Origin of the sequence: Methylobacterium crusticola (assembly GCF_003574465.1) — a bacterium.
In the GTDB taxonomy this organism is placed as follows: Bacteria; Pseudomonadota; Alphaproteobacteria; order Rhizobiales; family Beijerinckiaceae; genus Methylobacterium; species Methylobacterium crusticola.
Window position 1 is genome coordinate 1 of the sequence record NZ_QOWC01000541.1, and the last position, 383, is coordinate 383.

1 protein-coding gene is annotated in these 383 nt (G+C 62.7%); it reads right to left on the bottom strand.

Translation table 11 applies throughout. The annotated features are described in order from the left end of the window. Window positions 1-107: 107 nt before the first annotated feature. Complete coding sequence (locus tag DT057_RS35265) at window positions 108-308, bottom strand: hypothetical protein (protein WP_128566591.1); 201 nt, start codon at window positions 306-308, stop codon at window positions 108-110. Window positions 309-383 lie beyond the last annotated feature (75 nt).

Below are 383 nucleotides of genomic sequence, written 5' to 3' on the forward strand. Positions count from 1 at the left end.
CACGGCAGCTTGCGAGAACGTCTCCAGGATCGTTCGCCTGCGTTGTCGAAGCGGGCTCAAGCCTCAGTGACCAGTAGGAACGCGACGTCGACGCTCACGCAAAATTCTCACGTGATACGCCGTTCCAGGTGCGCCAGGGCCTTGGCCACCTGAGCGTCCCCGCTCGTCTCCGTCGTCGAGACTGCCAGCGCGCGAAGGCGTGTCCTGAACGCGGCCGGATCGAAGCCGTCCGCCTTCAGTTGCGAGATCAGGCTGATGAACGCCAGCTCAAGGGCATCGAGGCGTGCAGAGGCGTCATCCGTCGACATCGATTGCCCCCTACTCGGGCACGCTCTGGAGGAGAGCTGCGCCTATGATCAACCTATCAACGTGTCTCGACACTC